The sequence below is a fragment of the Chelatococcus sambhunathii genome (assembly GCF_001418005.1).
GTDB lineage: Bacteria > Pseudomonadota > Alphaproteobacteria > Rhizobiales > Beijerinckiaceae > Chelatococcus_A > Chelatococcus_A sambhunathii.
In genome coordinates this window covers 477,152-502,786 of sequence record NZ_LIOL01000002.1, presented here as the reverse complement: position 1 = coordinate 502,786, position 25,635 = coordinate 477,152, and the positions used below count along the sequence as shown (strand labels likewise).

General features: G+C 66.8%; 22 protein-coding genes and 1 pseudogene. 21 read left to right on the top strand and 2 right to left on the bottom strand.

The genetic code is table 11. The features are described 5' to 3' along the window. Nucleotides 1–5: 5 nt before the first annotated feature. From ASC46_RS05885 to ASC46_RS05815, 15 genes are all read left to right on the top strand, one after another. Nucleotides 6–620, top strand: a complete 615-nt coding sequence (locus tag ASC46_RS05885; RefSeq protein ID WP_055458344.1) for an NADH-quinone oxidoreductase subunit J — start codon at nt 6–8, stop codon at nt 618–620. A gap of 20 nt (nt 621–640) precedes the next feature. Further along, entirely contained in the window at nt 641–949 is a 309-nt protein-coding gene (gene nuoK, locus ASC46_RS05880) for an NADH-quinone oxidoreductase subunit NuoK (RefSeq protein WP_055458343.1), read from the top strand. A gap of 10 nt (nt 950–959) precedes the next feature. After that, on the top strand, nt 960–2,918 hold the full coding sequence (gene nuoL, locus ASC46_RS05875) for an NADH-quinone oxidoreductase subunit L (protein ID WP_055458342.1): 1,959 nt from the start codon (nt 960–962) through the stop codon (nt 2,916–2,918). Continuing rightward, nucleotides 2,918–4,429 (top strand): NADH-quinone oxidoreductase subunit M, encoded by a 1,512-nt coding sequence (locus tag ASC46_RS05870; protein WP_055458341.1) that lies wholly within the window; start codon nt 2,918–2,920, stop codon nt 4,427–4,429. The genes nuoL and ASC46_RS05870 overlap by 1 nt, the downstream gene beginning before the upstream one ends. A gap of 10 nt (nt 4,430–4,439) precedes the next feature. Further along, nucleotides 4,440–5,885: an NADH-quinone oxidoreductase subunit NuoN gene (gene nuoN / locus ASC46_RS05865; protein WP_055458340.1), complete on the top strand. Its 1,446-nt coding sequence runs from the start codon at nt 4,440–4,442 to the stop codon at nt 5,883–5,885. Nucleotides 5,886–5,904: 19 nt separating this feature from the next. Then, a complete protein-coding gene (locus ASC46_RS05860; protein WP_245280479.1) occupies nt 5,905–6,702 on the top strand; it encodes a biotin--[acetyl-CoA-carboxylase] ligase in 798 nt (265 codons plus the stop codon). 17 nt (nt 6,703–6,719) lie between these two features. Next, nucleotides 6,720–8,393, top strand: coding sequence for a ribonuclease J (locus ASC46_RS05855; RefSeq protein ID WP_055458339.1), 1,674 nt, complete (start codon nt 6,720–6,722; stop codon nt 8,391–8,393). 30 nt (nt 8,394–8,423) lie between these two features. Next, nucleotides 8,424–8,828, top strand: coding sequence for a methylmalonyl-CoA epimerase (mce, locus tag ASC46_RS05850; protein ID WP_055458338.1), 405 nt, complete (start codon nt 8,424–8,426; stop codon nt 8,826–8,828). Between the two features lie 94 nt (nt 8,829–8,922). After that, complete coding sequence (locus ASC46_RS05845) at nt 8,923–9,153, top strand: DUF1467 family protein (protein WP_055458337.1); 231 nt, start codon at nt 8,923–8,925, stop codon at nt 9,151–9,153. Between the two features lie 427 nt (nt 9,154–9,580). After that, nucleotides 9,581–10,903 carry a proline--tRNA ligase gene (gene proS, locus ASC46_RS05840; protein WP_055458336.1) on the top strand — a complete coding sequence of 441 codons (1,323 nt, stop codon included), beginning with the start codon at nt 9,581–9,583 and terminating at the stop codon, nt 10,901–10,903. A 25-nt stretch (nt 10,904–10,928) separates the two neighbouring features. Further along, a complete protein-coding gene (locus ASC46_RS05835) occupies nt 10,929–12,209 on the top strand; it encodes a lipoprotein-releasing ABC transporter permease subunit (RefSeq protein ID WP_055458335.1) in 1,281 nt (426 codons plus the stop codon). A gap of 6 nt (nt 12,210–12,215) precedes the next feature. After that, nucleotides 12,216–12,908, top strand: coding sequence for an ABC transporter ATP-binding protein (locus tag ASC46_RS05830; RefSeq protein ID WP_055458334.1), 693 nt, complete (start codon nt 12,216–12,218; stop codon nt 12,906–12,908). 112 nt (nt 12,909–13,020) lie between these two features. Further along, nucleotides 13,021–13,440, top strand: a complete 420-nt coding sequence (locus ASC46_RS05825) for a DUF3775 domain-containing protein (RefSeq protein WP_055458333.1) — start codon at nt 13,021–13,023, stop codon at nt 13,438–13,440. Nucleotides 13,441–13,466: 26 nt separating this feature from the next. Further along, on the top strand, nt 13,467–13,682 hold the full coding sequence (locus ASC46_RS05820) for a ChaB family protein (RefSeq protein ID WP_055458332.1): 216 nt from the start codon (nt 13,467–13,469) through the stop codon (nt 13,680–13,682). A 10-nt stretch (nt 13,683–13,692) separates the two neighbouring features. Further along, nucleotides 13,693–14,721, top strand: a complete 1,029-nt coding sequence (locus tag ASC46_RS05815) for a ribose-phosphate diphosphokinase (protein ID WP_055458331.1) — start codon at nt 13,693–13,695, stop codon at nt 14,719–14,721. Here ASC46_RS05815 and ASC46_RS05810 read toward each other — a convergent pair. Continuing rightward, entirely contained in the window at nt 14,657–15,766 is a 1,110-nt protein-coding gene (locus ASC46_RS05810) for a hypothetical protein (protein ID WP_055458330.1), read from the bottom strand. The two genes, ASC46_RS05815 and ASC46_RS05810, sit on opposite strands and share 65 nt — an antisense overlap. Nucleotides 15,767–15,947: 181 nt before the next feature. On the opposite strand from ASC46_RS05810, the pseudogene ASC46_RS05805 reads away from it, so the two are divergent. Further along, nucleotides 15,948–17,264: pseudogene (locus tag ASC46_RS05805) on the top strand (nicotinate phosphoribosyltransferase); the annotation flags it as partial. A gap of 69 nt (nt 17,265–17,333) precedes the next feature. Further along, the gene (locus ASC46_RS21690; protein WP_169790089.1) at nt 17,334–17,522 is read left to right on the top strand and encodes a hypothetical protein; all 189 of its coding nucleotides are present in this window, start codon (nt 17,334–17,336) and stop codon (nt 17,520–17,522) included. A gap of 69 nt (nt 17,523–17,591) precedes the next feature. On the opposite strand, the gene ASC46_RS05800 is transcribed toward ASC46_RS21690, so the two are convergent. Then, entirely contained in the window at nt 17,592–18,038 is a 447-nt protein-coding gene (locus ASC46_RS05800; RefSeq protein WP_063186295.1) for a host attachment protein, read from the bottom strand. A gap of 253 nt (nt 18,039–18,291) precedes the next feature. Between ASC46_RS05800 and ASC46_RS05795 the strand changes: the two genes are divergently transcribed. The 4 genes from ASC46_RS05795 (at nt 18,292) to tsf (ending at nt 25,479) form a co-directional block, all read left to right on the top strand. Beyond that, nucleotides 18,292–18,987: a CBS domain-containing protein gene (locus ASC46_RS05795; RefSeq protein WP_055458328.1), complete on the top strand. Its 696-nt coding sequence runs from the start codon at nt 18,292–18,294 to the stop codon at nt 18,985–18,987. A gap of 523 nt (nt 18,988–19,510) precedes the next feature. Continuing rightward, a complete protein-coding gene (gene dnaE, locus ASC46_RS05790) occupies nt 19,511–22,981 on the top strand; it encodes a DNA polymerase III subunit alpha (RefSeq protein ID WP_055458327.1) in 3,471 nt (1,156 codons plus the stop codon). A gap of 468 nt (nt 22,982–23,449) precedes the next feature. Next, nucleotides 23,450–24,454: a 30S ribosomal protein S2 gene (locus ASC46_RS05785; protein ID WP_055458326.1), complete on the top strand. Its 1,005-nt coding sequence runs from the start codon at nt 23,450–23,452 to the stop codon at nt 24,452–24,454. A gap of 107 nt (nt 24,455–24,561) precedes the next feature. After that, the gene (gene tsf / locus ASC46_RS05780) at nt 24,562–25,479 is read left to right on the top strand and encodes a translation elongation factor Ts (protein WP_055458325.1); all 918 of its coding nucleotides are present in this window, start codon (nt 24,562–24,564) and stop codon (nt 25,477–25,479) included. The last annotated feature ends 156 nt before the right edge of the window (nt 25,480–25,635 follow it).

Sequence of the window (25,635 nt, the reverse complement as noted above, 5' to 3'; positions counted from 1 at the left end):
GGGGCATGACGGTCGCAGCGGCCTTCTTCTATCTCTTTTCGTGCGTGTGCGTGGCGTCGGCCTTCATGGTCATCGCCTCGCGCAACCCCGTGCATTCGGTGCTCTTCCTGATCCTGGCCTTCGTCAACGCGGCGGGCCTGTTCATCCTGATGGGCGCCGAGTTCCTGGCGATGATCCTCGTCGTCGTCTATGTCGGCGCGGTCGCGGTGCTCTTCCTCTTCGTCGTCATGATGCTCGACGTCGATTTCGCCGAGCTGCGCCAGGGCTTCCTGCAATATCTGCCGGTGGGCGCCCTCATCGGCGTGATCTTCCTCATCGAGCTCGTGCTCGTCGTCGGTTCGATGGCGATCGATCCCGAGCTCGTGAAGACGCCGGTCGCGGCCATCCCCCCCGTCAGCGAGATGACGAACACCGCGGCGCTCGGCCAGGTGCTCTACACGCGCTACCTCTACTTCTTCCAGGCGTCGGGCCTCGTGCTGCTCGTCGCCATGATCGGCGCCATCGTGCTCACGCTGCGCCACAAGCCGGGCGTCAAGCGCCAGGATGTTGCCCAGCAGGTGGCGCGCACGCGCGACACCGCCATCGAAGTGCGGAAGGTGCCCTTCCGCGAGGGCGTGTGAGTGAGGCCGGAGAGACAGACATGACCATCGGGCTCGCGCATTATCTCACCGTCGCCGCCGTGCTGTTCACGCTCGGCGTGCTCGGCATCTTCATCAACCGCAAGAACGTCATCGTCATTCTGATGTCGGTCGAGCTCATCCTGCTTGCGGTCAACATCAATCTCGTCGCCTTCTCGAGCTTCATGGGCGACATCGTCGGGCAGGTCTTCGCCCTGCTCGTGCTGACCGTGGCGGCCGCCGAGGCGGCCATCGGGCTTGCCATCCTCGTCGTCTACTTCCGCAACCGCGGCACCATCGCGGTTGAGGACATCAACATGATGAAGGGCTGAGGCCGCGATCATGTATCACGCGATCGTCTTCCTGCCGCTTGCCGGCTTCCTGATCGCTGGCCTTGCCGGCCGGTTCATCGGCGCGCGGGCAAGCGAGGTCGTCACGACCTCGGGCCTGTTCGTCTCCTGCCTCCTGTCGTGGATCGCCTTCTTCGACGTCGGCTTCGGCGAGGGGGCGACGCGCGTCGCGGTGGCGAGCTGGATGGTCTCCGGCGACCTCGTGGTCGACTGGGCCTTCCGCATCGATACGCTCACGGCCGTGATGCTGATCGTCGTGACGACGGTCTCCTCGCTCGTCCATCTCTATTCCATCGGCTACATGCACGAGGATCCGGCGAGGCCGCGCTTCTTCGCCTATCTCTCGCTGTTCACCTTCGCCATGCTGATGCTGGTGACGGCCGACAACCTCGTGCAGATGTTCTTCGGCTGGGAGGGCGTCGGCCTCGCGAGCTACCTGCTCATCGGCTTCTGGTACGAGAAGCCGTCGGCCAATGCCGCCGCGATCAAGGCCTTCGTCGTCAACCGCGTCGGCGACTTCGGCTTCCTGCTCGGCATCTTCCTCGTTTTCGTGCTGTTCGGCGCGGTCACCTTCGACGGCATCTTCCCCCGCGTGGCGGAATTCAACGAGGCGACCTTCCGCTTCCTCGGCTACGAGTGGCACGCGCTGACGCTGGCGAGCCTCCTGCTCTTCATGGGCGCCATGGGCAAGTCGGCGCAGTTCCTGCTGCACACCTGGCTGCCGGACGCCATGGAAGGCCCGACCCCGGTCTCCGCCCTCATCCATGCGGCGACGATGGTGACGGCCGGCGTGTTCATGGTCGCGCGCATGTCGCCGGTGTTCGAATATGCCCCGACGGCGCTGTCGGTCGTCACGGTGGTCGGCGGCATCACCGCCTTCTTCGCCGCGACCGTCGGCCTCGTGCAGAACGACATCAAGCGCGTCATCGCCTATTCGACCTGCTCGCAGCTCGGCTACATGTTCGTCGCTCTCGGCGTCGGCGCCTACGGGGCGGGCATCTTTCACCTCTTCACGCACGCCTTCTTCAAGGCGCTGCTGTTCCTCGGCGCCGGCTCGGTCATCCACGCGATGCACCACGAGCAGGACATGCGCCACATGGGCGGCCTTCGGAAGCACATTCCCTTCACGGCGGCCATGATGACGATCGGCACGCTGGCGCTGACGGGTTTCCCGTTCACGGCGGGCTACTTCTCGAAGGATGCCATCATCGAAGCGGCCTATGCCTCCCACACGCCGGGGGCCAACTTCGCCTTCCTCGCTACGGTCATCGCTGCGTTGTTCACGTCCTTCTATTCCTGGCGCCTGTACTTCATGACCTTCGAGGGCAAGGCGCGCTGGGCCGAACACGGCCATGACGACCATGGCCATGGCCACGGTGACCACACGCCGCACGAGAGCCCGCTTGTGATGCTCATCCCGCTCGCTGTCCTGGCGATCGGCGCGGTCGTTGCCGGCTTCGCCTTCAAGGAAGCCTTCATCGGCCATGACTACGACCACTTCTGGAAGGGCGCGCTCTTCACTGGTGCCGACAACCACATCCTGCACGAAATGCACGAGGTGCCGGGCTGGGTTGTCGCCTCGCCCTTCGTGATGATGATGCTCGGCTTCCTCATCGCGCTGTGGTTCTACATCATCAACCCGCGCATGCCGGCGATCGTCGCGGGGCAGCAGCCGCTCCTCTACCGGTTCCTGCTCAACAAGTGGTACTTCGACGAGATCTACGACGTCCTGTTCGTGCGTCCGGCGATGTGGCTCGGCCGCTTCCTCTGGAAGAAGGGTGACGGCTGGCTCATCGACGGTTTCGGGCCGGACGGCGTCTCCGCCCGTGTCGTCGACGTCACCAACCGCGTCGTGCGCCTGCAGACCGGCTACGTCTACCACTACGCCTTCGCGATGCTCGTCGGTGTCGCGGCTCTCGTCACCTGGTACCTCATCGGGGGCACGCACTGATGTTCGGCCTCGGTCTCCTTTCTGGTCTCCTCATCCTGCCGCTCGTCGGTGCCGCCTTCATCCTCATGGTGCGCGGCAGCGAGGAGGCGGTGCGCTCCAACGCCCGCTCCGCGGCGCTGGTGACGACGCTCGCGACCTTGGTCCTCTCGCTCGTCGCCTGGGGACGGTTCGACACGGCGAGCGCCGCCTTCCAGCTCACCGAGGACCATGCCTGGCTGACGGAGGCCATCCGCTTCCGCCTCGGCGTCGACGGCTTCTCGATGCCGTTCGTCCTGCTGACGACCTTCCTGATGCCCTTCTGCATCCTGGCGTCGTGGACCTCGATCGAGAAGCGGGTGAAGGAATACATGGTCGCCTTCCTCGTGCTCGAGACGACGATGATCGGCGTCTTCGTGGCGCAGGATCTTGTCCTGTTCTACCTGTTCTTCGAGGCCGGCCTTATCCCGATGTTCCTCATCATCGGCATCTGGGGTGGCAAGCGGCGCATCTACGCCAGCTTCAAGTTCTTCCTCTACACGCTGCTCGGCTCGGTGCTGATGCTCATCGCCATCATGGCGATGTATTGGGACGCCGGCACGACCGACATCGCGGCGCTGCTCAAGCACCCCTTCGCCCCGGCGATGCAGACGTGGCTGTGGCTCGCCTTCTTCGCCTCCTTCGCGGTGAAGATGCCCATGTGGCCGGTCCACACCTGGCTGCCGGACGCGCACGTCGAGGCGCCGACAGCAGGGTCCGTCATCCTCGCCGGCATCCTCCTCAAGATGGGCGGCTACGGTTTCATCCGCTTCTCCATCCCGATGTTTCCGGAGGCCTCGGCCGATTTCGCGCCGCTCGTCTTCGCCCTGTCCGTCATCGCGATCATCTACACCTCACTCGTCGCGCTGATGCAGGAGGACATTAAGAAGCTCATCGCCTATTCGTCGGTCGCCCACATGGGCTTCGTGACCATGGGCATCTTCACGATGACCACCCAGGGCATCCAGGGCGCCATGTTCCAGATGGTCAGCCATGGCCTCGTCTCGGGCGCGCTCTTCCTGTGCGTCGGCGTGATCTACGACCGCATGCATACACGCGAGATCGCGGCCTATGGCGGCCTCGTGCAGCGCATGCCGCGCTATGCGGTTGTGTTCATGGTCTTCACCATGGCCAATGTCGGCCTGCCGGGCACCTCGGGCTTCATCGGCGAGTTCCTGTCGCTCGCGGGCGCCTTCAAGGCCAATCCCTGGGTCGCGGTGCTCGCCACCTCGGGCGTCATCCTCTCGGCTGCCTATGCCCTGTGGCTCTACCGCCGCGTCGTCTTCGGCGTGATCGAGAAGGACAACCTGAAGACGATCACCGATCTCAACACCCGTGAGATGGTCGTTCTCGTGCCGCTGCTCGTGCTGGTCATCTGGTACGGCCTGCAGCCCGGCGCCATTCTCGATGTCTTCGCCGCTCCGACGGCGGAACTGCTCAAGTCCACCGAGGCCGCGCTGGCAACCGCCAAGTTCGTGGCCCTGACGCTTCACTGAGGTTCAGCCGATGGCCGCCGTCCCGATGTTCGCGCTCGCTCCGGCCCTGCCGGAGATCGTCCTGGCTGCCGCCGCGCTCCTTCTCGTGCTCATTGGCGCGCTGAGGGGCGAGCGTGCTGCCGGCCTGATCGAGGCGCTCACACTCGTCGCCATTCTCGCCGCCGGCTTCTTCGTGGTGACGCAGGGCGGCGAGCGGGTGGAGACCTTCGGCGGCTCCTTCGTCGTCGACGGCTTCGCGCGCTTCGCCAAGGTGCTGACGCTGGTCGGCTCGGCCGCGGCCTTGCTGATGTCGGGCGACTACCTGCGCCGGGCGGGCATCAACCGCTTCGAATATCCCATCCTCATCCTGCTGGCGACGACCGGCATGATGATGATGATCTCGGCCAACGACCTCATCGCACTCTATCTCGGCCTCGAGCTGCAGAGCCTCTCGCTCTACGTCGTCGCAGCCATCGACCGCGACAATGCCCGTTCGAGCGAGGCGGGCCTCAAGTATTTCGTGCTCGGCGCCCTGTCCTCGGGCATGCTGCTCTACGGCGCGTCGCTGATCTATGGCTTCACCGGCACGGTCTCCTTCACCGGCATCGCCCAGGCCCTGCAGGGCGAGGGGCACACCGGCGCGATCTTCGGCCTTGTCTTCATCGCTGCCGGCCTCGCCTTCAAGATCTCGGCCGTGCCCTTCCACATGTGGACGCCGGACGTCTACGAGGGCGCGCCGACGCCGGTCGCCGCCTTCTTCGCGGCGGCGCCCAAGATGGCGGCGATGGCGCTCCTGGTGCGCGTCTTCATTACGGCCTTCCCCGGCATCGTCGATCAGTGGCGGCAGATCATCGTCTTCGTCGCCATCGCCTCCATGGCGCTCGGCGCCTTCGCTGCCATCGGCCAGCGCAACATCAAGCGCCTCATGGCCTATTCGTCCATCGGCCACATGGGCTACGCGCTCGTCGGCCTTGCCGCCGGCACGGCGGAGGGCGTGCAGAGCGTGCTCGTCTACATGGCGATCTATCTCGTCATGACGCTCGGCACCTTCGCCTTCATCCTGTCCATGCGGCGGGAGGAGGGGCCCGTCGAGGGGATCTACGATCTCGCCGGCCTTGCCCGCACGCAGCCCTATGCTGCGTATGGCCTGACGATCCTGTTCTTCTCGCTCGCGGGCATTCCGCCGCTCGCCGGCTTCCTCGCCAAGTGGTACGTCTTCGCGGCCGCCGTCGAGGCGCAGCTCTATTCGCTTGCCGTCATCGGCGTGCTCGCCAGCGTCGTCGGCGCCTACTACTACATCCGCATCGTCAAGATTATGCACTTCGACGAGCCGGCGGGCGCGGCCTTCACCCCGATGGCGGCCGGCCAGAAGGTGATCTTCGCCCTCGCCAGCATCATTATCGTCGTCCTGATGCTGCCCGGCGCTCCGGGGCCGTTGAACAGCGCCGCGCTCGCCGCCGCTCGCTCGCTGTTCTGACGGGGCCGGCGACACGGACGTGGAACGCGGGAGCATCTCGCAGGAGGCGCGCGACGCCGGCTTCGATGCCGTGATGCTGGCGACGACCACCTCGACCAACGACGAGGCTCTTGAGCGGGCCTCGTCGCAAGGGGCGGACCGCCTCTGGGTCGTGGCGCGCGAGCAGACGAGCGGCCGCGGCCGCCATGGCCGGCAATGGGCCTCGCCGCCCGGAAATCTCTACGCCAGCCTTGTCCTGAGCGAACCGTGCGATCCGCCGAAGGCGCCGCAGCTCGGCTTCGTCGCGGGCCTCGCTTTGCACGATGCGGTCGCGGGCGTCACCGGGCTCGCGGCGCCACGGCTGGTGCTCAAATGGCCGAACGACCTGCTGATGGATGGCGGCAAGCTGTCCGGCCTCATTCTCGAGGGGCACAGGCTCGGGCCGGACAGGCATTTTGCCGTCATCATCGGCATGGGCCTCAACGTTGCCCACAAGCCGGCCGATACACCTTATCCGGCGCGCTGCCTCGCCGAGGCCGTCGGAACGGTGGACGTGAGCGACGTTTTCCGCGCATTGTCGGCGAGTTTCGCCTATAGGCTGAGGCAGTGGGACCGGGGGCTCGGCTTCGCCCTGACGCGCGAAGCCTGGCTCGCCCGCGCCGCCGGCATCGGCGGGCCGGCGCGGGTGCGCCTGCCGGGCGGCGATCTCAGCGGCACCTTTGCCGGGCTCGACAGCGCCGGCCGGCTGCTGCTCGATACCCCGGACGGGCGCCGGACGATCGATGCGGGAGATCTTTATCTCGGTCTCGCCGACATGGCATCTCAAGGATGCGACTGAAGGAGGATTGAGAGGGCATGGCCTCACGCGATGACGACGGCCTCGTATTCGTAGCGCTCGGTGGTCTCGGCGAGATCGGCATGAACGCCGGTCTCTACGGCTTCGGGCCGGCGCGCCGGCGCAAATGGCTGCTCGTCGACTGCGGCATCGCCTTCGCTGGCGAGGATGTGCCGGGCGTCGATCTCATCTTCCCCGACATCCGCTTCCTCGAGGAGGAGAGGGACAACCTCGTCGGCATCGTCATAACCCATGCGCACGAGGACCATATCGGCGGCCTCGCCGAGCTGTGGCCGCGCCTTGGCGCGCCCGTGGTGTGCACGCCCTTCGCGGCGGGGCTCCTGGAGGTCCGCCGCCTCGGCGAGCCCGGCGTGCCCAAGATCCCGCTGAACGTGGTGGAGCAGGGCGGTCGCGTCACCCTCGGCCCCTTCGACATCGAATTCGTCGCCGTCGGTCATTCGATCCCTGAATCGAATGCGCTCGCCATCCGCACGCCGCTTGGTACCGTCGTCCACACCGGCGACTGGAAGCTCGACCCGCATCCGGGCGTCGGCCGGCCGACGGACGAGAAGCGGCTCACGGAAATTGGCGACGAGGGCGTGCTCGCGCTCATCTGCGATTCGACCAACGTCTTGCGGGATGGCGTCAGTCCCAGCGAGGCGGACGTCGCCAAGACCCTGATGGAGGTCATCCGCGAGGCGCCGGAGCGCGTGGCCGTGACGACCTTCGCCTCCAACGTCGCGCGCCTGCGCGCCGTGGCCGAGGCGGCCGCGGCCTGCGACCGCGAGGTCGTCGTCTTCGGCCGGGCGATGGACCGCGTCATCGACGTCGCGACCGAGCGCGGCTATCTCGCCGGCCTGCCGCCGTTCCGCTCGGCTGAGACCTTCGGCTACCTGCCGCGCAACAAGGTGGTCGCATTGCTCACGGGTAGCCAGGGCGAGCCGCGGGCCGCGCTCGCCCGCGTCGCGAATGACGAGCATCCCGACATCGCACTCTCTGCCGGCGATCGCGTGATCTTCTCCTCGCGCACCATTCCGGGCAACGAGAAGGCGGTCGGTCGCATCATCAACAATCTCGTCACGCGTGGCATCGAGGTGATCACCGATCGGGACGCGCTCATCCACGTCTCCGGCCATCCACGCCGCGGCGAACTCGCCGCCATGTATCGCTGGGTGCGGCCGAAGGTGCTTGTGCCGGCGCACGGCGAGGCCCTGCACCTCACCGAACAGGCAAAATTCGCCCGCGCCGAGGGCATCGGCAGCGTGGTGCGGGCCATGAACGGCGAGATGGTTCTGCTCGCGCCCGGCAAGCCGGCCGTCGTGGACGACGTGCCCGTCGGCCGCCTCTACAAGGACGGGATGATCGTCGTCAGCGCCGGCGAGGCCACCATCGGCGAGCGGCGCAAGCTCGCCTTCGCCGGCGTCGTCTCCGTCGCCATCGCCCTCGACGCCAAGGGCGAGATCGTCGGTGAGGCGCAGGTGGAGGTCAGCGGCCTGCCGCCCGCGACGCGCGAGGGCGAGCCGATGTTCGAGCTCGTCGCCGATGCTGTGGCCGACGTGCTGGACGGGCTACCCAAGGCGCGCCGGCGCGACCCCGATGCGGTCGCGAATGCCGTCGAGCGCGCGGTGCGGGCGGAAGTGCGCCATGCCTGGGGCAAAAAGCCAACGTGCCACGTGCACGTGATCGTCGTATGAGGTGAGGGTTCCGTCAGCCGGGAGAGCCTCATGATCGGCCGCCTCAACCACGTCGCCATCGCTGTCCGCAATCTCGAAAGCGCCTGCGCCGTCTACCGGGACACCCTCGGAGCACGCCTGTCGCCGGCCGTTCCGCAGCCGGAGCATGGCGTCACCACGGTATTCATCGAACTGCCGAACACCAAGATCGAGCTGCTGGAGCCTCTGGGCGCCGATTCCCCGATTGCCCGCTTCCTCGAGCGCAATGCCGATGGTGGCATCCACCACATCTGCTACGAGGTAGACGACATCATCGCCGCGCGCGACCGGCTGGTGGAGAAGGGCGCGCGCGTGCTCGGCAGCGGCGAACCGAAGATCGGCGCGCACGGCAAGCTTGTGCTCTTTCTCCACCCCAAGGACTTCTGCGGTACGCTCGTCGAGCTGGAACAGGCCTGAGCGACCGTCCTAGATCCGGACCCGTCGGGTTGCTTCAACCTGATCGGTGGATCCGTCTCCATTGCCGAGAACCCAAGCGGAGCGGGTAGACCCGATGACCATTGCGACCTGGCTGGCCCTCTATTTCATCATCTGGTGGACGGTTCTGTTCGCTGTCCTGCCCTTTGGCGTGCGCAGCCAGTTGGAATCGGGCGAGGTGACGAGCGGCACGGAGCCCGGCGCGCCGGCGAAGCCCCGACTCCTCAAGAAGGTGCTGGCGACCACCGTCGTCTCGGCCATCGTCCTCGCGCTCGTGAAGGTCGCGCTGGCGCTCATCGAACTGTGACATAAGGGGGTAGGAAACGCGGTTGGTTGCGCGTGAAACCGTGTCTTCCAACAAAAAAGCAAGGCTGACGCCTTGCTGTTGGAGTTTCTCTCGAACCCGTAACGCCTGTTCATTCGGAACAACGGGGTGCTCTCGCACCTCTCGACGTCGCCTGGGCTTCCTCCCGAGACCTGGACCGCAGTTCCCCACTCTGTGAATGGCGGCGGGGACTTTCGATCGGGTAACAATGCATAGTCGATCGTTCACCACTTGTCACCCATTTGTGCAGGGGCTGCCCGCATTTTTTGCATGGTGTTGTCACACATGGGCCGAATGGCGGTGCGTTGGTCGGTGAGTCGCAAAGCCAGCCTTGTCTTTTGCCGTGCGGCGGTGTTGTCTCAGCGGACGACTCGCTTCCCTTTCCACACAAGCCCGTTGCCGGTTTCTCATGCGTCTCAGCCGCTATTTCCTGCCCACGCTCCGCGAAGATCCCAAAGAGGCGGAGATCGTTTCCCATCGCCTGATGCTGCGGGCAGGACTCATCCGGCAGCAATCAGCGGGGATCTATTCCTGGCTGCCGATCGGCCTCAAGGTCCTGAACAAGATTGCGGCAATCGTACGGGAGGAACAGAACCGTTCCGGCGCCGTCGAACTCCTGATGCCGACCATCCAGTCGGCCGATCTGTGGCGTGAATCGGGGCGCTATGACGCCTACGGCAAGGAGATGCTGCGCATCACCGACCGGCACGAGCGCGAGATGCTCTACGGGCCGACGAACGAGGAGATGATCACGGACATCTTCCGGTCCTACGTGCGCTCCTACAAGGACCTGCCGCTCAATCTCTATCACATCCAGTGGAAGTTCCGGGACGAGATCCGGCCGCGCTTCGGCACCATGCGCTCGCGCGAATTCCTGATGAAGGATGCCTATTCCTTCGACATCGACCAGGCCGGCGCGCGCCATTCCTACAACAGGATGTTCGTCGCCTACCTGCGCACCTTCGCCCGCCTCGGCCTCAAGGCCATCCCCATGCAGGCGGATACGGGCCCGATCGGCGGTGACCTCAGCCACGAGTTCATCATCCTGGCCTCGACGGGCGAGAGCGAGGTGTTCTGCCACCGCGACTTCCTCGACTTTCCGATCCCGGCCGCGGACACGGATTTCGACGACGTCGCCGGCCTTCAGTCGATCGTCGACAAGTGGACGTCGCTCTACGCCGCGACCTCCGAGAAGCACGACGAGGCCGCCTTCGCTGCTATTCCGAATGACCGGAAGGTGTCGGCGCGTGGCATCGAGGTCGGCCACATCTTCTATTTCGGCACGAAATACTCCCTGCCGATGAAGGCGACGGTGACCGGGCCGGACGGCAGGGAGCATCCCGTGCACATGGGCTCCTACGGCATCGGCCCGTCGCGGCTCGTCGCCGCCATCATCGAGGCCAGCCACGACGAGGCCGGCATCGTCTGGCCGGATCCGATCGCGCCTTTCGACGTCTCGCTCATCAACATCAAGGTCGGTGACACAGCGACGGACGAGGCCTGCGCGCATCTCCATCGGGCGCTCGCCCTGCGCGGCCTCGACGTGCTGTACGACGACCGGGACGAGCGTCCCGGAGCCAAGTTCGCGACGGCCGACCTCGTCGGCATGCCGTGGCAGATCCTCGTCGGCCCCAAGGGGCTTGCCGACGGCAAGGTGGAGGTGAAGCGCCGCGCCACGGGCGAGCGCGAGCTTCTGTCGATCGAGGATGCCGTGACGCGGATCGCGGGCTGACGGCGAGGCAGGGGCGGGGAGCGGCATGAGCGGACGCGCGGCCGAGAGCGGTTCGACGAGACCCTTTGCGCTCTTCGAGTGGCTGCTGGCGGCCCGCTATCTGCGGGCGCGCCGGCGCGAGGGCTTCATCTCCGTCATCGCCGGCTTCTCCTTCCTCGGCATCATGCTCGGGGTTGCGACGCTGATCGTCGTGATGTCGGTGATGAACGGCTTCCGCAAGGAGCTGCTCGACAAGATCGTCGGCGTGAACGGCCACATGTTCATCCAGCCGATCGATTCCCCGCTGACCGATTTCGACGCCGTGTCGAAGCGGCTCGCCGACCTCTCGGGGGTGAAGCTCGTCGTGCCGATGGTGGAGGGCCAGGCGCTCGTCTCCTCCACCGCGGCCTCCGGCGGCGCTCTGGTGCGCGGGGTGCGCGAGGCCGACATCGCCAGCATTCCCTTCATCGCCGATACCATCCGGCAGGGCACCCTGCGCGATTTCGACGAGAAGGGCGGCGTCGCTATCGGCCGGCGCATGGCCGAATATCTCGGCCTTCGTGTCGGCGATTCACTCACCATCGTCTCGCCGCGCGGCGCCGCGACGGCCTTCGGCACCGCGCCGCGGATCAAGGCCTACCCCATCGTCGCGGTGTTCGAGATCGGCATGTCCGAGTTCGACAACACCTTCGTCTACATGCCGCTCGGCGAGGCGCAGGCCTATTTCAACCGGGACGGCGACGTCAGCGTCATCGAGGTCTTCCTGAACAATGCCGATGATGTCGGCGCCATGCGCCCGCGCATCGAAGAAGCCGCGGGCCGGCCGATCATGATCACCGACTGGCGCCAGCGGAACCGCACCTTCTTCGGTGCGCTCGAGGTCGAGCGCAACGTGATGTTCCTCATCCTGACGCTGATCGTGCTGGTGGCGGCCCTCAACATCGTCTCGGGCCTCATCATGCTGGTGAAGGACAAGAGCGAGGACATCGCCATCCTGCGCACGATGGGGGCGACGCGCGGCTCCGTGATGCGGGTCTTCCTCATCACTGGCGCCTCCATCGGCATCGTGGGCACGCTCGCCGGCTTCCTGCTCGGCCTGACGCTCGCGTGGAACGTGGAGGCGATCCGCAGTTTCCTGTCGCAGCTGACGAGTTCCAACCTCTTCCCGGCCGAACTCTACTTCCTCAGCCGCCTGCCGGCCGAGATCGACCCGGGCGAGGTGACGACCGTGGTGCTCATGGCGATCGTCCTGTCGCTCGTGGCAACGCTCTACCCGAGCTGGCGGGCGGCGCGCCTCGACCCCGTCGAAGCCCTTCGCTACGGGTGAGACGGCATGACGACGCCCCAGACGCCGGCCCTGTTCCTCTCCAAGATCGAACGCCGTTACCCCCAGGGCGAGACGATGCTCGACATCCTGCGCGGCGCGGACCTCGCCGTGTGGCCAGGCGAGATCGTCGCGCTGGTCGCGCCGTCCGGCACAGGCAAGTCGACGCTGTTGCACATCGCCGGCCTCCTGGAGCATCCCGATAGCGGCGAGGTCTACGTCGGCGGCGAGCCGACGACGGAGCTCGACGATGCCGGACGCACGCGCCTGAGGCGCCTCGATATCGGTTTCGTCTACCAGTTCCACCACCTGCTGCCGGAGTTCTCGGCGCTCGAGAATGTCGCCCTGCCACAGCTCATCCGCGGCTTGGCGCGCCGGGAGGCGGAGGCCCGCGCCGCCGAGGTGCTGAGCTTCCTCGGCCTCGGCGAGCGCCTTGTCCACCGGCCGGCGGAGCTCTCCGGTGGCGAGCAGCAGCGCGTCGCCATCGCCCGCGCCGTGGCCAATGCGCCGCGGGTGCTCCTCGCCGACGAGCCGACCGGCAATCTCGATCCGAAGACGTCGGACTACGTCTTTTCGATGCTGGTCGCGCTGGTGCGTGCCTCGCGCCTCGCGGCGGTCATCGCGACCCATAATCTCGACCTTGCCGCACGCATGGACCGCCGCGTCACCATCCGCGACGGCCTCGTGGTCAGCCTCGACTGAGGGGACGGCACATATTGCGCCATTGATTCTGCGCAATGGCTGGCTGCAAGATAGGACACATGCTGGTGGGGACCTGCAGGCACCGTCGTCTGCGGAATCGGGGAGCCACACCATGCCGAGGCCGCCGAATCTCTCCATTGCACTGGACAAGGTCTGCTTCATCATCATCAAGGCGCGCCAGTTCGACGTGAAGGACGACGTCACCGAGCCGCACCCTGCCTCGAACGCCAGTGATGACGGCATGCGCTCGGTGCTGGAGGACCATCGCGACGATCCCGTGGCGGCCGAGCTCGCCGCTGCCATTGCCGCGCTCAACGAGGATGAGCAGATCGATCTCGTGGCACTGGCCTGGCTGGGGCGCGGCGATGCCGGCCTCGACGGCTGGGTGGACCTGCGGGCCGAAGCCGAGCGCGCGCATAACACCCGCACGGCCCGCTACCTCATGGGAATCCCGCTGCTTGCCGACTATCTGGAGGAGGGGCTGTCGCAGTTCGGCCTGTCTTGCAGTGACATGGAGAGCGAGCACCTCTGATCCTTGCGGCATCGCGCGAGGTTGCCATGCCGTACCGCGACAACAGCGACCTGCCGCCGGCCGTGCGCGCGCATCTGCCGGCGCATGCACAGGACATCTATCGGACGGCCTTCAACCGTGCCTTCGCCGATCATTCAGATGACCCCCGGCGGGAGGAAATCGCCCATCGCATTGCATGGGCGGCCGTCAAGCGTTCCTATGTCAAGCGGGGTGAACTCTGGGTTGCCCGCGATGGTCGATAGGAGGCTCGCGATGCCGCCAGCCACGATTTGGTCACCCGCCGATGTACGGTCCGTTGCGACCGACCGGCTGAAGATCTTTGCGCTTGTCGGCTCGCAGGATCTCGGGCACGCGGTCGCGCGCCTTATCGGGCAGGAGCTGGCCCGGCACGAGGAGCGGGATTTCGAGGACGGCGAGCACAAGGCGCGGCCGCTCGAGCCCGTTGCCGGTGCCGATGTCTATGTTATCCACTCGCTGCATGGCGGCCCGGATGGAAGCGCCAACGACAAGCTGTGCAGGCTCCTCTTCTTCATCGGCGCCCTCAAGGATGCAGGCGCAGCGCGCGTCACGGCCGTCACGCCCTATCTCTGCTATGCGCGCAAGGACAGGCGCACCAAGGCGCTCGATCCCGTCATCACGCGCTATGTCGCCGGCCTTTTCGAGGCCATGGGGACCGATGCGGTCGTCGCGCTCGACGTGCACAACGAAACCGCCTTCGAGAACGCCTTCCGTCTGCCGACGGTGGCGCTTTCGGCGGCCCCGCTGCTCGTCCGCCACCTCGCCGCGGGCCTTGCAACGGAGCCGCTGTGCGTTGTCTCGCCCGATCTCGGCGGCGGCAAGCGGGCTGATCTGTTCCGCGAGGTGCTGGAAGCGGTGACGGGCCGCGCGGCGGGCAAGGCTTTCGCCGAGAAGCGGCGCAGCGGCGGCATCGTCTCTGGGGATCTTTTCGTCGGCGAGGTCGCGGGCGCGACCTGCATCATCGTGGACGACCTCGTCAGCACGGGCGGCACATTGGCGCGTGCCGCGAAGGCAGCCCGGGCGGGCGGCGCACGGAGCGTCATCGCCTGCGTGACGCACGGCCTGTTCATGCCGGGCGCCGAGACGGCGCTCGCAGATCCCGCCATCGATCGTGTCGTGTCGAGCGACAGCGTGCCGCCGTTCCGGCTGCCGCAAGGGCCTGTACGCGACAAGCTCGACGTCGTGCCCGTTGCGCCGCTCATCGCCGAGGCGATCGCGCGGCTGCACACCGGCCAGGCACTCGCCGATCTGTTCGTCTATTGAGAATGCGCTCGAGCCGTCCTGCATCGGCAAGGGCAAGATCGATGTAGGTGCGCGCGAGGGGTGGCCATTTCTCCGGCGTGCGGGGCTCGGCATCGAGAAGGTGGGTGATGGCGAGGCGCGCCCGCAGCAGGGCCCGGTAGCTGCGATAGAACAGGAAGAGGCCGTTGCCACGGCGGTCGCCGAGCAGACGCGCGAGGCGGTGCCGCAGCGCTTCTCCTGCCCAGCCAACGCCAAGCCGCTCGCATTCGAGATGGAGGAAGGCGATTTCGTCGAGCGGGTCGAGCGCACGCAGCGGTTCCGAAAACTCGAGGCAGTCGATGACGATAACGGGATCGGTCAGCCAAATGTGCTCGGGTCTGAGATCCCCATGCGCCTCCACGACCCGGCGCGCCCGCCGGACAAGAATGCCCGGTCGTCGGGCAAGGAAGGCGCGCTGCGCGCGGCAGATGCGCGCGATCGTGCCTTCCGGGAGGTGAAAGCGCGGATCGCGCAGGAGCTGCTCGTTCTCGAGCAAGGCTCGCCGCCAGCGCGCCAGATGCACGGCGGGGGCGACGGGAAGGCGGCGAACCCGCCGGTAGAATGTCGCGAGCCGAGCGGCGAGGCGCTCTGCGTCCGCCCGCGTCAGGTGCTGCTCGCGGGCGTGGGTCTCGAGGGTATGGCGCTCGTCGAGACGGCGCATGAGGACGAGCCAGTCGACGATCGTTCCGACCGCGCCGAAGGACAGGCCGTCCGGCGTCCGCCTGAGCGGCATGACATCCAGATAGACGTCGGGCGCAAGGCGGCGGTTCAGCGCCAACTCGGTGCGGCAGGCCGCAGCCCGCCGGTCGGTAGTCGAAAAATCGAGACAGGCGGACCGCACGGGCTTCTTGAGCTTGTAGACGTGCCGCTCGGTCAGGAACAGCCAGGACATGTGCGTCTCGCGCGCCTCGACGGTGCTGGCGGGCAGGGCAAGACACTCCGGCTGACTGAGGAAACGCACCTTGTCCGCAAACGGAACATCCGGCGCGGTCTCGGCCGTGAGACGCGGTGTCGAAGGCGCGAACATGCGGTAAGGTTATAGACCGCCTCGCCGGCGGCGTTGACGTCGATCAAGGCGAGATGGCGTGCTCGGCGTCATCGTCGCCAGTCATGGGCACCTTCGGGGCCGGTGCGGCGGGCCGCCAGCAGGCATCGCACCGGTTGCCGCAAGGCAGGTCGTCCGTGAGAAGCCTGTCCGAGGTGTGCGGATGGACGCTGCGGGTGCCCTGCTCACAGACCTCTACCAGTTGAACATGATCCAGGCCTATCTGGAGCATGGCCGAACGCGGACGGCGGTGTTCGAGTTTTTCGTCCGCAAGCTGCCGCCGCGGCGCAATTTCCTTGTCGCAGCGGGGCTCGAGCAGGCGCTCGACTATCTCGAGAACCTGCGATTCACGGATGACGAGATCGCATGGCTCGGTGAAAGCGGGCGTTTCTCGCCGGCGTTTCTCAGGCAGTTGCGCGCGCTGCACTTCACCGGCGATGTCGATGCGGTGCCGGAAGGCACTGTCTTCTTCCCGAACGAGCCGATCCTGCGCGTGGTGGCTCCGTTGCCCGAGGCCCAACTCGTCGAAACCCGCCTCCTCAATCTCCTGCACTTTCAGAGCCTCATCGCATCGAAGGCGGCGCGCATGGTGCTCGCGGCGCCAGGCAAGCTCCTCGTCGATTTCGGCCTGCGGCGGGCGCACGGGATGGAGGCGGGGCTTCTTGCCGCACGGGCGAGCTATCTCGCCGGCTTTGCCGGCACCGCGACGCTCCTCGCCAGCCGTCTGTTCGGCATTCCCTCGTTCGGCACCATGGCCCATTCCTTCGTGCAGGCGCATGAGGACGAGGTGGCCGCCTTCGAGGCTTTCGCCTGCTCCCGGCCCGAGGGCCTCGTGCTGCTGATCGACACCTACGACACCGAGGCGGCCGCGCGGAAGGTCGTGGAGCTCGCGCCGCGGCTGCGGGCCAAGGGCATCGCCATCAAGGGTGTGCGCCTCGACAGCGGCAACCTCGTCGCCCTGTCGCGCGCCGTGCGGCAGATCCTCGACGACGGCGGCCTGCCGGACGTGACCATCTTCGCCAGCGGCGGCCTCGACGAGGAGGCGATCGCAGCCATGCTGGCGGCCGGCGCTCCCATCGACGGTTTTGGCATCGGCACCAGCCTGACGACCTCCGCCGATGCACCGGCGCTCGACTGCGCCTACAAGCTGCAGGAATACGCCGGCGTCGCCCGGCGCAAGCTGTCGGCCGGTAAGGCTACCTGGCCCGGCCGCAAGCAGGTCTGGCGCAGCCATGGCGCGGACGGGCGGCCTGCCGGCGACATCCTCTCCGTGCTGGACGATGACCAGCCCGGCACACCGCTGCTCGTGCCCGTCATGCGCCATGGCAGGCGCATCGCGCCGCAACCGTCCCTGGCCGCGATACGGGCTTATGCGGCCGAGGCCCTGTCCCACCTGCCGGACGATCTGCGCGGGCTCGATCCGGCGCCCGCCTATCCGGTGACGGTCGCGCCGAAGCTTGTTGCGCTCGCCGAGACTGTCGACCGGTGGCTCGCCGCTTCGCTTGGAGCGAACGGCGGGCGTGCAAATAACCAGCAAGAGGAGTTGTCGATGAAAGAATCATCGAATGCCGAGACACCGAAGGGAAGGCCGCCGGAGAAGCCGGCCTCCCGCGAAGCCGAAAGGCGCCGGCGGCTCGAAGAACAGCTCGAAGAGGGGCTTAAGGAAACCTTCCCGGCCTCCGACCCGGTTTCCGTGACGGAGCCCGCGCCAACGCGGCCGGGCAATAACGGTCGCTAACGGACGGGGGCGAGCGTCGCAGCGACAGGGGCGGTCTTCGGCTGTCCCCGGGGCGGCCGGCACCATCGGTCATGCGTTCGTCAGGAGCCGCTCGATCTCGTAGACCGGATGCTTGGTCAGGTCCTTGCCGACCTCGGCCAGCAGCGTCGCGCGCATGTCATCGGCGAGACATTCGCGCAAGGCCGCCAGCATGCGCGGCGGCGCCACGAGCACAAGGCCGGGCGGCTGCATCGCCTTGTGAAGGGATTCAAGCGTCCGCATCGTCTCCTCTGCGAACTGCACCTTGGCCTCGCGGTGCCGGTCCGCACTCTCGACTGCACTCGCCGGACCAACGGCATTCTGCCGGCGGCCGGGCCGGTCCGTGCCGGCAGCCGCATCGACGCCGTTCTCGGGAGCCTCGGCATGCCGTTCGACCTGAAGATTGGGGAAGAGCTCGTCGCCCTCGTTCCGCAGGAAGAGGGCCCTGCGGGCATCGCACACGACGACGAGGGCATCGTGGGGGAGGGAAAGCTGCATGAGAATCTCCAAAGGCGAACGGTGATGGTGCCGATAGTCGCGCCTGCGCGGGGACGCTCATTGATCGACCGCAACCTGGCGTCGAAACCGCGCAGCCGTTCGGCCGTTGATGTAACGCAAGGCTTTTCGGGCCCGTCTGTGCCACAGCAAGGCCGCCGGACAGACGGCAAGCGAGCCGGGAGAAGGGCGGAGCGTCTCACGAACGCCCGCTTTTGGCGGAGCGTCATGGCAGTGAGCATGAGGAGGCAGGACGATGAACGTTGGCGACATCATGACCATGGGCGCGGCGACGGTACATCCGGACACGTCCGTCCTCGAGGCGGCGCAACTGATGCTTCATCATGGCATCAGCGGCGTGCCCGTCGTCGACAAGGAGGGGCGGCTCGTCGGCATGGTGACCGAGCGCGACCTGCTGCGGCGCGCTGAGACCGGCACCGAGCACCGGCGTCCGCGCTGGCTCAGCTTTCTCATGGATCCGGCTGCGCGAGCCGAGGACTACGTGCGCAGCCACGGCCGCAAGGTGTCGGACGTCATGACGCAGGACCCCCAGAGCGTTGCCCCCGACGCGCCGCTCACCGATGCGGTGGATCTGATGGAGCGACGCGGCTTCAAGCGCCTGCCCGTGGTGCGTGACGGCAAGGTTGTCGGCATCGTGAGCCGGGCCAATTTCCTGCGCGTTCTTGCGCGCCGGCTGGAGGACGCGGCGCAGGCGACCGCCGAGGACATGGACATCCGCCGGCGCATCCTCGAAGAGGTCGATCGCGAGGGCTGGGTGTCGAACGCCTCCCTCGACGTCGTGGTCAACGCCGGCAAGGTCGAACTCGACGGCACGGTCGATGACGAGCGCGTACGTGATGCCCTGCGCGTGCTGGCGGAGAACGAGCCAGGCGTCAGCGAGGTGGTGGACCGTCTGCGCGTCCAGCGCCCGATGACGCAATGGCCGATCTGACGGCGGTTCCCGCGACATCGCGCTATCAGTTCCAGGGGCCAGCGATCCGCCGGTCTTGAGAGTGGCCGAGGCGTCGGGTGCCTCGGTGACAGTCACCACGAACCGATTGCTACCGCGTGCGCAGGCGAGCGCCCGCGCTCCGGCTGCTTCGCGCCGCCATCCCTGAAGGCACGCCGCACGGAGCGCCGGCGACGGTAATGATTTATTGACTCAAACACGCGCCGGGACTTGAACAAAAAGTGAATAATTGTGAACATAAGACGAACAAGAGGAGCGAGACATGTTCAAGACCGTTGTCACCTCACTTGTCGAGATCGCATCGCTCGGCGTCTTCGTCACCATGATCGGCGTCTGGGCCACGGTTGCCAGCGCGCCTCCCGTCTGATCGAAAGACCGTCCACAGCCGGTGGGACGCCGACCCTCGACGGCGCCGACCGGTCAAGGCGATACTGCGGCGCTTCCGAGCGATCGGATGGATCAGCAGCGAGTCGCCGGGGCCGAAGGGACGAGGACGGAACGAACGATGGGTAGCATCCTGAGCAGCGTCGGCTTCGTGCATCTTCACGTGCACTCGTCCTATTCGCTGCTCGAGAGCGCCCTGACCGTCACGACCCTCGGCAAGCTCGCCGCCGCCGACAAGATGCCGGCGCTTGCCCTCACCGACACCAACAACCTCTTTGGCGGATTGGAGTTCTCGGAAAAGCTGAAGGGCCTTGGCATCCAGCCCATCGCCGGTGTGCAGCTGTCGGTTGCCTTCGAGGAACAGGATCCGGCCCAGCGCAGCGTCCACGCCCGCGACTATCCCCACCTCGTCCTGCTGGCCCAAGACGAGGTGGGATACGGCAACCTGATGCGGCTCACGAGCTGGGTCTATCTCGAAACCGATCCCAACGAGAAGCCGCATGTGCCGCTCGACCGTGTCCTCGCCAACAGCCGGGGCCTCATCGCGCTGACCGGCGGCTTCGGAGGGCCGCTCGACCAAGCTCTCCGCGAGGGGCGGTCCGAAAGTGCCGAGAAGCGGCTCAAGGCCTTGCGCGGCGCCTTCGACGGGCGGCTCTATGTGGAATTGCAGCGTCACGGCCTGCCCGAGCAGGCTGCCGCCGAGCCTGAGCTGCTGCGGCTCGCCTATGACCTCGGTCTGCCGATCGTCGCCACCAACGAGCCCTTCTTCGCCAAGCCGGACGATTACGAGGCCCATGACGCGCTGCTGGCAATCGCAGCAGGGCGGCTCCTGTCAGACGAGAACCGGCGGCGCGTCACGCCGCAACACGACTTCAAGACACGCGCGCAAATGGCTGATCTATTTTCGGATTTGCCGGAAGCACTGTCTTCGAGCGTCGAGATTGCCATGCGCTGTGCCTACCGCATCCGCACGCGCAAGCCGATCCTGCCGCGCTTCGACGCCGGCACCGAGGGCGCCGAGAGCGACGAGGGTGCGGAGCTGCGCCGGCAGGCGGTGGAGGGTCTGAAGCGCCGCCTCGATGCGCACGGCCCGGCGCCCGGCCTGACGGTGGCGGATTACGAGGAGCGGCTGGACTTCGAGCTATCGGTCATCGAGCGCATGAAGTATCCCGGCTACTTCCTCATCGTGTCGGACTTCATCAAATGGGCGAAGGCTCACGAAATCCCCGTCGGGCCGGGACGCGGCTCGGGCGCGGGCTCGCTCGTCGCCTATGCCCTTACCATTACCGACCTCGATCCGCTGCGCTTCGGCCTGCTGTTCGAGCGCTTCCTCAACCCCGAGCGCGTGTCGATGCCGGACTTCGACATCGACTTCTGCCAGGACCGGCGCGAGGAGGTGATCGGCTACGTCCAGAAGCGCTACGGCGAGGACAAGGTCGCGCAGATCATCACCTTCGGCACCTTGCTCGCCCGCGGCGTGATGCGCGACGTCGGCCGCGTGCTGGAGATGCCCTATGGCCAGGTCGACAAGCTCACCAAGCTCGTGCCGCAGAACCCGGCCAATCCGGTGACGCTCAAGAAGGCCATCGAGGACGAGCCGCGCCTGCAGGCTGCCGCCGAGGAGGAGCCTGTCGTCGGCCGCATGCTGGCCATCGCCGAGAAGCTGGAAGGCCTGCACCGTCACGCCTCGACCCATGCCGCAGGCATCGTCATCGGCGATCGGCCGCTCGAGGAACTGGTGCCACTCTATCGCGATCCGCGCTCGGGCATGCGCGTCACCCAGTTCAACATGAAGTGGGTAGAGCAGGCGGGGCTCGTGAAATTCGATTTCCTCGGCCTCAAGACGCTGACGGTGCTGACGACGGCGGTCAATTTCGTGCGCCAGCGCGGCATCGACCTCGACCTGTCGCGCATCCCGCTCGACGACCGCACCACCTTCGAACTCCTCGGCCGCGGCGAGACGGTCGGCGTGTTCCAGGTGGAAAGTGCGGGCATGCGCAAGGCGCTCGTCGACATGCGTGCCGACCGGCTGGAGGACCTCATCGCCCTCGTCGCGCTCTACCGGCCCGGCCCGATGGCCAACATCCCGGTCTATTGCGACCGCAAACACGGGCGCGGCGAAGCCTCCGAGAAATGGTACCTGCACCCGAAGCTGGAGCCGATCCTCAAGGAGACTTTCGGCATCATCATCTATCAGGAGCAGGTGATGCAGGTGGCCCAGGCGTTGTCCGGCTACTCGCTCGGCGAGGCCGATCTCTTGCGCCGAGCCATGGGCAAGAAGATCAAGGCCGAGATGGACGCCCAGCGCGTGCGCTTCGTCGAGGGGGCGCTGAAAAACGGCCTCACGAAAGACCTTGCCAACGAAATCTTCGACCTTCTCGCGAAGTTCGCCGACTACGGCTTCAACAAGAGCCACGCGGCGGCCTATGCGCTCGTCGCCTACCAGACGGGCTATCTCAAGGCCAACTACACCGTCGAGTTCCTGGCCGCCTCCATGGCGCTCGACATGGACAACACGGACAAGCTGTCGGAATTCCGCCGCGAGGCCGAGCGCCTCGGCATTCGCGTCGAGCCGCCGTCCATCAACCGCTCGGGCGTCTCCTTCGAGGTCGACCACGACGGCGTGGGCCCGGGAATCATCCGCTACGCACTTGCAGCGACAAAGGGCGTCGGACGTCAGGCGGTCGAAAGCATCATTGCAGCACGCGGCAACAAGCCTTTCACAAGTCTTTCTGATTTTGCGTCGCGCATCAATCCGCGTCTCGTCAACAAGCGCACCCTGGAAGCGCTGATCGCGGCGGGCGCTTTCGATGAGCTGGAGCCCGATCGGGCGCGCGCGACGGCGGCGATCGATGCCATGATGGCGCTCGCATCGCGCATGGCGGCGGCGGCCACCGACGGTCAGGCGGACATTTTCGGCGGCCTAGCCGCCGGCCCCGAGCTGCTGCGCATCCCACCCTATGAGCCGTGGGTTCCGGCCGTGCGGCTGCAGAAGGAATACGACGCTGTCGGCTTCTTCCTGTCCGGCCACCCGCTCGACGGCTACGAGGAGATGCTCGAGCGGCTGCGCGTTCAGCGCTGGGTGGATTTCGCCAAGGCGGTCAAGGCCGGTGCGACCATGGGCCGGCTCGCGGCAACGGTGCTCGACCGGACTGAGCGGCGCACCAAGAGCGGCAGCAAGATGGGCATCGTCACGCTCTCGGACCAGACCGGGCATTTCGAGGCCATCGTCTTCTCCGAAGGGCTGCAGCGCTTCCGCGATCTCCTGGAGCCGGGGCGGGCGGTGGTGCTCGTGGTGCAGGCCTCCGTCGAGGGTGAGGACGTGCGCGCCCGCATCCAGTCCGTCGAGCCGCTCGATGAGGCGATCGCGCAGCATCAGAAAGGCATGCGCATCTATGTACGCGACGAAGCCCCGCTCGCCAGCGTCAGCGAGCGCCTGAAGCAGCGCGGCGAGGGTGAAGTGTCGATGGTGCTCATCCTCGACAATGCGCAGGAGGTGGAGCTGCGCCTGCCCGGGCGCTATCTCGCCACCCCGCAGATCGCCGGCGCCCTGCGCGCCGTGCCGGGCGTGGTGCACGTCGAGCTGCAATAGCCGCTGCGCAGTGCGGCCGGACGTGCTGGGTCATGCCGCCATGCGATGATAACCTGACGGGTATCGGGCCATGCGCTGGTTCCCGGCGCTCGCCCGCGCTGCGCGCACGCGGGCCGGGAAACGAGGGCCTGACCGGGAGAACCGTGATCGCGGACGGATGCAGGGAAACGCGGCGGAACGGAATGCGAGCCGGGGCCCGGCGCTTGATCCCGAGCCGCCTGCTCTCCCGATCCCCGCATTCCCACGCATCCGCCCTCGAGGGTGGAATGCTGATGCCTGCCGCCATCGCGCTTTGGTACGAGGTCCCGCGAAAATTGCCACGCCGTGAAGCGCCCGGAGGCTTGCGTCGCGGCCGCGGCGCCCGTATAAGCGCCGCCATCCCACACGCGGAGAACGCTCGAAGAGCATCCGGTGGCCGACGCCAGCGTCGGTCGCAACTCCGCGGAGGCTTGAACCGGAGAAATCGTAATGGCGCTTCCTGAATTCTCGATGCGTCAGCTGCTTGAGGCTGGCGCGCATTTCGGACACCAGTCCCACCGTTGGAACCCGAAGATGGAATCCTACATCTTCGGCGCCCGCAACGGCATCCACATCATCGACCTCGCCCAGACGGTGCCGGCGCTCTACCGTGCGCTGCAGGCGATCTCCGACACGGTGGCGGCCGGCGGTCGCGTGCTGATGGTCGGCACCAAGCGCCAGGCGGCCGATGCCGTCGCCGATGCGGCCAAGCGCTCGGCCCAGTACTATGTCAACTCCCGCTGGCTCGGCGGCATGCTGACCAACTGGAAGACGATCTCGGCGTCCATCCAGCGCCTGCGCAAGGTCGAGGAGATGCTGGCCGGCGGCGCGCAGGGCCTGACCAAGAAGGAGCGTCTGATGCTGTCGCGCGAGCGCGACAAGCTCGAACGTGCCCTAGGCGGCATCAAGGACATGGGCGGCACGCCGAACCTGCTCTTCGTGATCGACACGAACAAGGAGCAACTCGCCATCAAGGAGGCGCAGCGCCTCGGCATCCCGGTGGCCGCGATCGTTGATACGAACTGCGATCCTGACGGGATCACCTATCCCGTGCCGGCCAACGATGACGCGGGTCGGGCCATCGCGCTCTACTGCGATCTCGTGGCCCGCGCGGCGATCGACGGCATTTCGCGCAGCCAGGGCGATTTTGGCATCGACATCGGCGCCTCCGAAGCTCCACTGGTCGAGGATTTGCCGGCGGAGATCGAGCAGGCGGGCGAGGCCTTCGAACTGCTCGATGCCCCGCGCGGTGCGCCCGACGATCTCACCAAGATCGCGGGCGTTGGTCCGCAGCTCGAGAAGACCCTGAACGAGGCCGGCATCTTCCATTACTGGCAGATCGCCGCCATGGGCGAGGCCGATGTCGCCAAGCTCGACGCGGAGCTCAAGCTCAACGGCCGCATCGAACGCGACGGCTGGGTGGCGCTTGCCCGCACCCTGAGCGAGTCTGTTTGACCGCTTCGCAATTCCGTGCCGCTTGAGCGGCACGATGATGTCCGGGGCATGGTGCGGCCTGGCGCTTCGGTGCCGGGCCGCGCCGCATCGACGATTATGAGGACGAAATGGCTAATATCACCGCAGCGATGGTCAAGGAGCTCCGCGACAAGACCGGCGCGGGCATGATGGACTGCAAGACGGCGCTCGCGGAGACCAACGGTGACGTCGAGGCGGCGGTCGACTGGCTGCGCAAGAAGGGTCTCGCCAAGGCCGCCAAGAAGTCGGGCCGCGTCGCGGCCGAGGGCCTTGTCGCGCTCGCCATCGACGGCGCCAAGGGTGTGGTCGTCGAGGTGAATGCCGAGACGGACTTCGTTGCGCGCAACGACCAGTTCCAGGCGCTCGCCGCCAATATCGCCCGTGTCGGCCTTACGGTCGGCGACGATGTCGAGGCCATCAAGGCCGCGGCCTATCCGGGCGGGGGCACGGTCGCCGACGCCATCGCCAACGCTATCGCCACCATCGGCGAGAACATGACGCTGCGCCGCGCCGCCTCCATCTCGGTGCCGCAGGGCGTCGTCGCCTCCTACATCCACAACGCCTCGGGCGAGGGCCTCGGCCGCATCGGTGTGCTCGTCGGCCTCAACTCGGCCGGCAAGACCGATGAGCTCGCGGCGCTCGGCCGCCAGATCGCCATGCATATCGCTGCGGCGAGCCCCTTGGCGCTCGACCCGGCGGGCCTCGATCCGGCGACGGTGGAGCGCGAGAAGGCAATCCTCGGCGAGAAGCATGCCGGCAAGCCGGCCAACGTGATCGAGAAGATCGTCGAGAGCGGCCTCAAGACGTATTACAAGGAGGTCTGCCTTCTCGACCAGGCCTTCATCCACGATCCATCCAAGACGGTCGCCCAGGCTCTCAAGGAGGCCGAAGGCAGGGTCGGCGCGCCCGTTTCGCTGACGGGTTTCGTGCGCTACAGCCTCGGCGAGGGCATCGAGAAAGAGGAAACCGACTTTGCCGCCGAGGTGGCGGCGGCGGTCGGCGGCTGAGACCGGAATGTCCAGAAGACGGCGGCGCCAAGCGCCGCCGTTTTTGTAGGATGAAGCGGTTGGAGGCATTTCTGCCGGCGGTATTGCGGATCGCGTCGGCGAAATGCCCTGTCATGACGGTTGCAACGCCTGTCGAGATCCAGTCGGATCGCTGCA

Coding starts and splice junctions, on each gene's coding strand:
- ASC46_RS05885 (WP_055458344.1), top strand. CDS start 6: ATGACGGTCGCAGCGGCCTTCTTCTATCTCTTTTCGTGCGTGTGCGTG.
- nuoK (WP_055458343.1), top strand. CDS start 641: ATGACCATCGGGCTCGCGCATTATCTCACCGTCGCCGCCGTGCTGTTC.
- nuoL (WP_055458342.1), top strand. CDS start 960: ATGTATCACGCGATCGTCTTCCTGCCGCTTGCCGGCTTCCTGATCGCT.
- ASC46_RS05870 (WP_055458341.1), top strand. CDS start 2,918: ATGTTCGGCCTCGGTCTCCTTTCTGGTCTCCTCATCCTGCCGCTCGTC.
- nuoN (WP_055458340.1), top strand. CDS start 4,440: ATGGCCGCCGTCCCGATGTTCGCGCTCGCTCCGGCCCTGCCGGAGATC.
- ASC46_RS05855 (WP_055458339.1), top strand. CDS start 6,720: ATGGCCTCACGCGATGACGACGGCCTCGTATTCGTAGCGCTCGGTGGT.
- mce (WP_055458338.1), top strand. CDS start 8,424: ATGATCGGCCGCCTCAACCACGTCGCCATCGCTGTCCGCAATCTCGAA.
- ASC46_RS05845 (WP_055458337.1), top strand. CDS start 8,923: ATGACCATTGCGACCTGGCTGGCCCTCTATTTCATCATCTGGTGGACG.
- proS (WP_055458336.1), top strand. CDS start 9,581: ATGCGTCTCAGCCGCTATTTCCTGCCCACGCTCCGCGAAGATCCCAAA.
- ASC46_RS05835 (WP_055458335.1), top strand. CDS start 10,929: ATGAGCGGACGCGCGGCCGAGAGCGGTTCGACGAGACCCTTTGCGCTC.
- ASC46_RS05830 (WP_055458334.1), top strand. CDS start 12,216: ATGACGACGCCCCAGACGCCGGCCCTGTTCCTCTCCAAGATCGAACGC.
- ASC46_RS05825 (WP_055458333.1), top strand. CDS start 13,021: ATGCCGAGGCCGCCGAATCTCTCCATTGCACTGGACAAGGTCTGCTTC.
- ASC46_RS05820 (WP_055458332.1), top strand. CDS start 13,467: ATGCCGTACCGCGACAACAGCGACCTGCCGCCGGCCGTGCGCGCGCAT.
- ASC46_RS05815 (WP_055458331.1), top strand. CDS start 13,693: ATGCCGCCAGCCACGATTTGGTCACCCGCCGATGTACGGTCCGTTGCG.
- ASC46_RS05810 (WP_055458330.1), bottom strand. CDS start 15,766: ATGTTCGCGCCTTCGACACCGCGTCTCACGGCCGAGACCGCGCCGGAT.
- ASC46_RS21690 (WP_169790089.1), top strand. CDS start 17,334: ATGAAAGAATCATCGAATGCCGAGACACCGAAGGGAAGGCCGCCGGAG.
- ASC46_RS05800 (WP_063186295.1), bottom strand. CDS start 18,038: ATGCAGCTTTCCCTCCCCCACGATGCCCTCGTCGTCGTGTGCGATGCC.
- ASC46_RS05795 (WP_055458328.1), top strand. CDS start 18,292: ATGAACGTTGGCGACATCATGACCATGGGCGCGGCGACGGTACATCCG.
- dnaE (WP_055458327.1), top strand. CDS start 19,511: ATGGGTAGCATCCTGAGCAGCGTCGGCTTCGTGCATCTTCACGTGCAC.
- ASC46_RS05785 (WP_055458326.1), top strand. CDS start 23,450: ATGGCGCTTCCTGAATTCTCGATGCGTCAGCTGCTTGAGGCTGGCGCG.
- tsf (WP_055458325.1), top strand. CDS start 24,562: ATGGCTAATATCACCGCAGCGATGGTCAAGGAGCTCCGCGACAAGACC.